At 29.9% G+C, this 6,551-nt stretch carries 7 protein-coding genes; all 7 read left to right on the plus strand.

Annotated elements, in window-relative coordinates; all coding sequences use genetic code 11:
• The first annotated feature begins 43 nt into the window (after positions 1–43).
• The 7 genes from ACRC03_RS07570 (at position 44) to ACRC03_RS07600 (ending at position 6,283) form a co-directional block, all read left to right on the plus strand.
• Positions 44–844, plus strand: a complete 801-nt coding sequence (locus ACRC03_RS07570) for a sirohydrochlorin cobaltochelatase (protein ID WP_438651958.1) — start codon at positions 44–46, stop codon at positions 842–844.
• Between the two features lie 21 nt (positions 845–865).
• Complete coding sequence (locus tag ACRC03_RS07575; RefSeq protein ID WP_438651959.1) at positions 866–1,585, plus strand: cobalt-factor II C(20)-methyltransferase; 720 nt, start codon at positions 866–868, stop codon at positions 1,583–1,585.
• 30 nt (positions 1,586–1,615) lie between these two features.
• Positions 1,616–2,521, plus strand: coding sequence for a hydroxymethylbilane synthase (gene hemC / locus ACRC03_RS07580; protein ID WP_438651960.1), 906 nt, complete (start codon positions 1,616–1,618; stop codon positions 2,519–2,521).
• On the plus strand, positions 2,511–4,025 hold the full coding sequence (cobA, locus tag ACRC03_RS07585; RefSeq protein ID WP_438651961.1) for a uroporphyrinogen-III C-methyltransferase: 1,515 nt from the start codon (positions 2,511–2,513) through the stop codon (positions 4,023–4,025). The genes hemC and cobA overlap by 11 nt, the downstream gene beginning before the upstream one ends.
• Positions 4,026–4,206: 181 nt before the next feature.
• Entirely contained in the window at positions 4,207–5,178 is a 972-nt protein-coding gene (gene hemB, locus ACRC03_RS07590; RefSeq protein ID WP_438651962.1) for a porphobilinogen synthase, read from the plus strand.
• Positions 5,179–5,431: 253 nt separating this feature from the next.
• Entirely contained in the window at positions 5,432–5,608 is a 177-nt protein-coding gene (locus ACRC03_RS07595; RefSeq protein ID WP_438651963.1) for a hypothetical protein, read from the plus strand.
• Between the two features lie 75 nt (positions 5,609–5,683).
• Positions 5,684–6,283 (plus strand): precorrin-2 dehydrogenase/sirohydrochlorin ferrochelatase family protein, encoded by a 600-nt coding sequence (locus tag ACRC03_RS07600; RefSeq protein ID WP_438651964.1) that lies wholly within the window; start codon positions 5,684–5,686, stop codon positions 6,281–6,283.
• Positions 6,284–6,551: the final 268 nt, after the last annotated feature.

The following is a 6,551-nucleotide window of genomic DNA, read 5'->3' on the forward strand; positions in this document are numbered from 1 at the left end:
CAAATTGAAAAAATATTAAGCCTATAATAAAGGGGGACATTACATGAAAAAAGCTGTTTTAGTAGTTAGTTTTGGAACTAGTTACCATGAGACTAGAAGAAAAACAATTGACGCTTGTGAAGATAAAATAAAAGAAGGTTTAAAAGGTTACGACTTTTATAGAGCGTATACATCAAATATGATAATAAGAAAATTAAAAAATAGAGATGGTATACATGTAGATAATCCAATACAAGCTTTAGATAGATTATATGAAGAAGGATATAAAGAAGTAATAGTTCAAACACTTCATATTATATGTGGAGAAGAGTACACTAAGCTAAAAGAACAAGTTGAAAGCTACCAAGATAAATTTAAAAAAATAATATTAGGTAGACCACTATTAACACATATAGAAGATTACAAAGAAGCAGTAGAAGCGATAGAACATCAAATACCGCAAATGGAAAAAGATGAAGTTGTAGTATTTATGGGTCATGGTACTTTCCATGAGTCACACTCTGCATATCCTGCATTAGAATATATAATGAGAGATCATGGTATAAATGCATATGTTGGTACAGTAGAAGGGTACCCTGAACTAGAACAAGTTATAAAAAAATTAAAAGAAAAAAATATAAAAACAGTAAATTTAATGCCTTTTATGTTAGTTGCAGGAGATCATGCTATAAATGATATGGCAGGAGATGAAGACGATTCTTGGAAGACAATACTTGAGGCTGAAGGATTTAACGTAAAAGTATACTTAAAAGGATTAGGAGAAAATCCTTATATACAAGAAAAATTTATGAAACATGCTAATGAATGTATAGAAAAAATAAACAAATTAGAGGGAATATGCTAATCAAATAGGAGGATATTGAAAATGGCTAAATTTTACGGAATAGGTACAGGACCAGGGGATAGTTCGTTGTTAACAATAAAAGCAGTAGAAACTTTAAAAAAATTAGATATATTATATACACCTGAAGCTAAAAGAGGTGGAGAAAGTTTGGCATTATCTATAGTAAGTGAGTATTTACCTGATAGTTTAGAAATAAAATCAAGACATTTTCCAATGAGCTTTAATGATGGAGAAAAGATAGTAGCTTGGAACCAAATTGCTGATGAAATAGTTGAAGATGTTAGAAATGGAAAAAATGTAGGGTTTGTAACTTTAGGAGACCCTATGATATATAGTACTTATGTTTATATAATGGAAAGATTAATAGGAAGTATAGATGTAGAAACTATACCAGGTATATCTTCTTTCTCTAATATAGCATCAAATCAAAACTTTCCATTAGTTATGGATAGAGAACCGTTAATAATAATACCTTGTACAATAGAAGAAGAAAAAATTGATTATGCTTTAGAAAATTATAGCTCTATAGTATTAATGAAAGTTTATAAAAACTTTAAAGAAATAGTAGGTAAACTAGAAAAAAATAAACTTATAGAACATGCGATCTTAGTAAGCAACTCTTCACAAGATGGAGAAGTAGTATATAATGATTTAAGAGAAGTAAATCTTGAAGAAAAAATATCTTATTTCTCAACTATATTAGTAAATAGAGAAGCTAAAAAAGAAGTAAGAGTAGGTTAAGGCTACGGAAAGTCTAAAGGAGATTTGAACATGAAAATAGTAGTAGGAACTAGAGGTAGTAAACTTGCATTAATTCAAACTAATTGGGTAATAGCAGAGTTGCAGAGAAATTACCCTAGTGTTGAATTTGAAACTAAAATAATAAAAACTAAAGGTGATATAATTCAGCATATTAGTCTAGATAAAATAGGTGACAAGGGATTATTTGTAAAAGAGATAGAACAACAATTATTAGATAAACAAATAGATATGGCTGTTCATAGCATGAAGGATATGCCATCAATTCTTCCTGAAGGGTTAAAATTCGCAGGAATTCCAAAAAGAGAAGACCCTAGAGATGTACTAGTGTTAAAAGAAGGATATACAAGTTTAGAAGACTTACCACAAGGAGCGAAAATAGGAACTGGAAGTAAAAGAAGAAAATATCAATTACTAAAACATAGACCAGACCTAAATATAGTTTCAATAAGAGGTAACATAGACACTAGAATAAGAAAAATTGAGGATGAAAACTTAGATGCAGTAGTTTTAGCCGCATCAGGATTATTAAGAGCAGGGTTTGAAGAAAAAATAGGATACTACATACCAGAAAGTATAATGATTCCAGCACCAGCGCAAGGTGCGCTAGCTATAGAAGTAAGAAAAGATAGCCCTAAAATAGAAGAAATAATAAACTCTTTAAGTCATAAAGAAACAGAAGTACAAGTCGCAGCAGAAAGAGGATTTTTAGATGGAATAAATGGAAGTTGTCATATTCCTATAGGAGCCTACTGTAACTTAGATGGTGAAAACATAAGCTTAGTTGGATTATTTGGTGATGAAGAAGGAACTAAATTAATAACTAAAACAATAGATGGAAAAGCTTCAGATGCTCGACAAGTAGGATTAGAATTAGCGAAACTAATTTCAAAGGAGTATGAAAATCATGAAGGGTAAAGTTTATTTAGTAGGGGCAGGGCCTGGAGATTATAAATTACTAACATTAAAGGGATTAGAGTGTATAAAAAAAGCAGATGTTATAGTTTACGATAGATTAGCAAATATAAATTATCTAAAAGAAGCTAAACCTAACTGTGAGTTTATATATGTAGGAAAAGCATCAAGTGATCATGCTCTTCCTCAAGATGATATAAATAGAGTTATTGCAGATAAAGCCAAAGAAGGAAAAATAGTTACTAGACTAAAAGGTGGAGACCCTTATGTATTTGGTAGAGGTGGAGAAGAAGGAGAAGTTTTATTCTCAGAAGGTATTGAGTTTGAAGTAGTACCAGGAATTACATCTGCTATAGGTGGGTTATGTTATGCAGGTATACCTATAACTCATAGAGATTGTGCATCTTCATTCCATGTTATAACAGGTCACTTAAGAGATGATGATAAAGAAAATCCAGAAATAAACTGGAATGCTTTAGCTAATTCTAAGGGAACTCTTGTATTCTTAATGGGAGTTGCAAATCTAAAAAAGATAAGCTCGAATTTAATACAAGAAGGCAAATCAAAAGATACACCAGTTGCTCTTGTAAGTTGGGCAACAAGATACAACCAAAGAGTAATAACTTCGACATTAGAAGAGGTGTATGAAACTGCAATAAGAGAAAATGTAAAACCTCCAACATTAATAGCAGTTGGAGACGTAGTAGGACTAAGAGACAAATTAAACTTTTTTGAAAGTAAACCTCTGTTTGGAAAAAGCATAATGGTTACTAGATCAAGAACACAAAGTAGTAGCTTAGTTGAAAAAATAATGGATTTAGGTGGTAATCCTATTGAGTTACCTACTATAAAGATAGAAAAAATAGAAAAGAACTTAGAGTTAGAACAAGAAATAAAAAATATAAAAGATTATACATATTTAGTTCTTACTAGTAAAAATGGAGTAGAGATATTCTTTGATAAACTAGAAGAAATGGAACTTGATAGTAGAGCATTAGCAAATCTAAAAGTATGTGCAATTGGTTCTGCAACAGCAAAAGCTATAAAAGAAAAGGGAATTAAAGCAGATATAGTTCCAGAAAAATTTGTAGCAGAATATTTATTTGAAGAACTAAAGCCTATACTGAAGTCAGATGACAGGGTATTAATCCCTAGAGCTAAAAATGCTAGAGATTTATTAATTGAAAAAATAAGTGAGGTATGTGAAATTAAAGAAGTACATACTTACGAAACTGTTGTAGACTGTACTAGAAAAGAAGAAGTTTTAGATATACTAAATCAGGGTGCAGTTGATTACATAACATTTGCTAGTTCTTCTACAGCAAAAAACTTTGTAGAAATTATAGGTAATGAAAACTTAGATAAAATTAAAGATTTAAAAGTAATATCTATAGGACCTATAACTACAGAAACCGCAAAAGAATTGAATATAGATGTTTATAAAGAAGCTGAAGTTGCGACTATAGAGGGTATGATTGATACAATAATCAACGATAAGTTAGTATAGATGCCGCTCGATAGGCATAATATATAAATTTTCCTCCAAGCAGGCAAAATTCGCCGGAGGCTCATGTCGCCGACAGGTCGCTCAAAGCTGCAATGTCGGTGCAACTTATATATTATACCTATCTTCGCTGGTGCATTATACGTAACTTGAACATTAATTAAAGGTAAAGAGGGGTAAAGAAATGTTAAGAAGACCGAGAAGATTAAGAGCAAATACTGCGATAAGAAATTTAGTAAGAGAAACTAAATTAAATGTAGAGGATTTAATTTATCCTTTATTTATAGTAGAAGGTGAAGGTATAAAAAGTGAAATATCTTCTTTACCTGATGTTTATCATTTTTCAGTAGATATGTTAGAAGATGAAATAAAAGAGTTAAAAGAGTTAGGTATAGAACATGTAATATTATTTGGTATACCTCATGATCATGAGAAAGATGCTTGTGGAAGTGAAGGATATAATGATAATGGTATAGTTCAAAGAGCTGTTAGAAAAATAAAAGAAGTAGATAGTAATATGAATGTAATTACTGATGTGTGTATGTGTGAATATACTAGCCATGGGCATTGTGGAATTTTAACTGATACTGGTTATGTAGACAATGATAAAACTTTAAATTATTTAGCTAAAATAGCTGTGAGTCATGTTAAAGCTGGAGCTGATATGGTAGCTCCTTCAGATATGATGGATGGAAGAATAAAAGCGATAAGAGAAGCTTTAGATAAAGAAGGCTTTGAGCATATTGCTATAATGTCATACAGTGTAAAATACGCATCTACTTTCTATGGTCCGTTTAGAGAAGCAGCTAATTCAGCGCCAGCTTTTGGTGATAGAAAAACTTATCAAATGGATCCAGCTAATAGTAATGAAGCTTTAATAGAATCAGAATTAGATGTATTAGAGGGTGCAGATATATTAATGGTAAAGCCAGCATTATCTTATTTAGATGTTATTAGAAGAGTTAAAGATAATTATGACTTACCATTAGCGGCATATAATGTTAGTGGAGAATATGCAATGCTAAAATCTGCAGTTAAGAATGGTATATTAGCAGAAGGTGCTATTTATGAATCTGTAATGTCAATAAAAAGAGCGGGAGCAGATATAATAATAACTTATTTTGCTAAAGACCTTGCTAAAATGTTAAAAAAATAAGAGAAACTACAAAAGTCTTCCTTTGAACTATTGATAAGGAAGACTTTTATAAACTTAAAAATACTCCCAATACACAATTATGCTGAGAATAGCAGCTAAGATAGTATAAACCAAAGAAACTATAAAAGGAGTACTTATATTAAAACTTACAAAATGATTATTAGTACGAGATTCTTTTTCTAAAAAGCTCTTAATGCTAGCATCCATCATTTGTGTTGTAAAACCACCTTCAGAGGAAAAGAAGTAAATAGCGATGGTGAATAGTAAACCAGTAACAAAAGACAATTCCATAAATGACAATTTAAAAATATTAGATAAGATTAGATTTGTTGTAAGTAAGATAACTAAAGTTATAGCGCCAGATAGAATTCTTTTTATTTTAAACACCTCCGACGTAAATGTTTGGACTATAGTTAAATTGTATAGATAAAATTAGCGTACTGCAACTATAATGATATGGAGCTGAATTTGAAATTAAATAATATACATAAGGAAGTGTTGAGAGATGTTATACCCTATAAATATAGAGATAAAAGATTTAGAGATAACTATAATAGGTGGAGGCCTAGTGGCTTATAGAAAGTGTAAAAACCTTTTAGATTTTGGTAAAAAGGTTAAAGTAGTATCAGAAAACTTTATAGAAAAGTTTGAAGAGATAAGAGATAATATAGAGTTAATACAAGATGTTTATAAAGAAGAATATATTAAAAGAAGCTTTATAGTAGTAGCGGCGACTAATAATAAAGAAATAAATAAAAAAATAGGAATATATTGCAGGAATAATGGTAAACTAATTAATGTGGTAGATGATATTGAAATTTCAAATTTTACAGTACCATCATATGTAAAAAGAGGAGATTTATTAATTGGTATTTCCACAGGAGGCAAAAGCCCATCACTATCTTCTAAGATAAAAAGAGAGTTGGAAGAAAGATACGATGATAGTTATGAAGAGTATATAAACCTTTTAGGTGAAATTAGACAAAATATAATAAAAAATCACAAAGATATTTCAGAAAGAAAAAATATGCTTAATAACTTGATAAATCTAAGTTTAGAAGAATTAAAGTTGATAATTAAAGAATATAAGCAAATAAAATTATAAAAAAAGTTTATAAAAAGTGTTGACCATTTTAAGATGGGATGATATAGTAATACTTGTCCTTAAGAAAAGGGATAACAAGAAAAAAATGTTGACAAAGTAAAATTGATTTGTTAAACTAAAGAAGTTGCAAAACGCAACGATATGAACTTTGAAAATTAAACAGTAGGTTAATTTATAGAAACAAACATAATTCTTAACAGAATTAAAACACAAACAAACCAAGCCAGATATTCAGATAATGATTAGCTGAGCGATGGACAACTTTTTA

The organism is Romboutsia sp. (assembly GCF_051659545.1).
In the GTDB taxonomy this organism is placed as follows: Bacteria; Bacillota; Clostridia; order Peptostreptococcales; family Peptostreptococcaceae; genus JBOFOR01.

Excerpts from the sequence above, each read along its gene's own strand:
- ACRC03_RS07595 (WP_438651963.1), top strand. The coding sequence starts at position 5,432 with ATGGTGAATAGTAAACCAGTAACAAAAGACAATTCCATAAATGACAAT.
- hemB (WP_438651962.1), top strand. The coding sequence starts at position 4,207 with ATGTTAAGAAGACCGAGAAGATTAAGAGCAAATACTGCGATAAGAAAT.
- hemC (WP_438651960.1), top strand. The coding sequence starts at position 1,616 with ATGAAAATAGTAGTAGGAACTAGAGGTAGTAAACTTGCATTAATTCAA.
- ACRC03_RS07575 (WP_438651959.1), top strand. The coding sequence starts at position 866 with ATGGCTAAATTTTACGGAATAGGTACAGGACCAGGGGATAGTTCGTTG.
- cobA (WP_438651961.1), top strand. The coding sequence starts at position 2,511 with ATGAAGGGTAAAGTTTATTTAGTAGGGGCAGGGCCTGGAGATTATAAA.
- ACRC03_RS07600 (WP_438651964.1), top strand. The coding sequence starts at position 5,684 with ATGTTATACCCTATAAATATAGAGATAAAAGATTTAGAGATAACTATA.
- ACRC03_RS07570 (WP_438651958.1), top strand. The coding sequence starts at position 44 with ATGAAAAAAGCTGTTTTAGTAGTTAGTTTTGGAACTAGTTACCATGAG.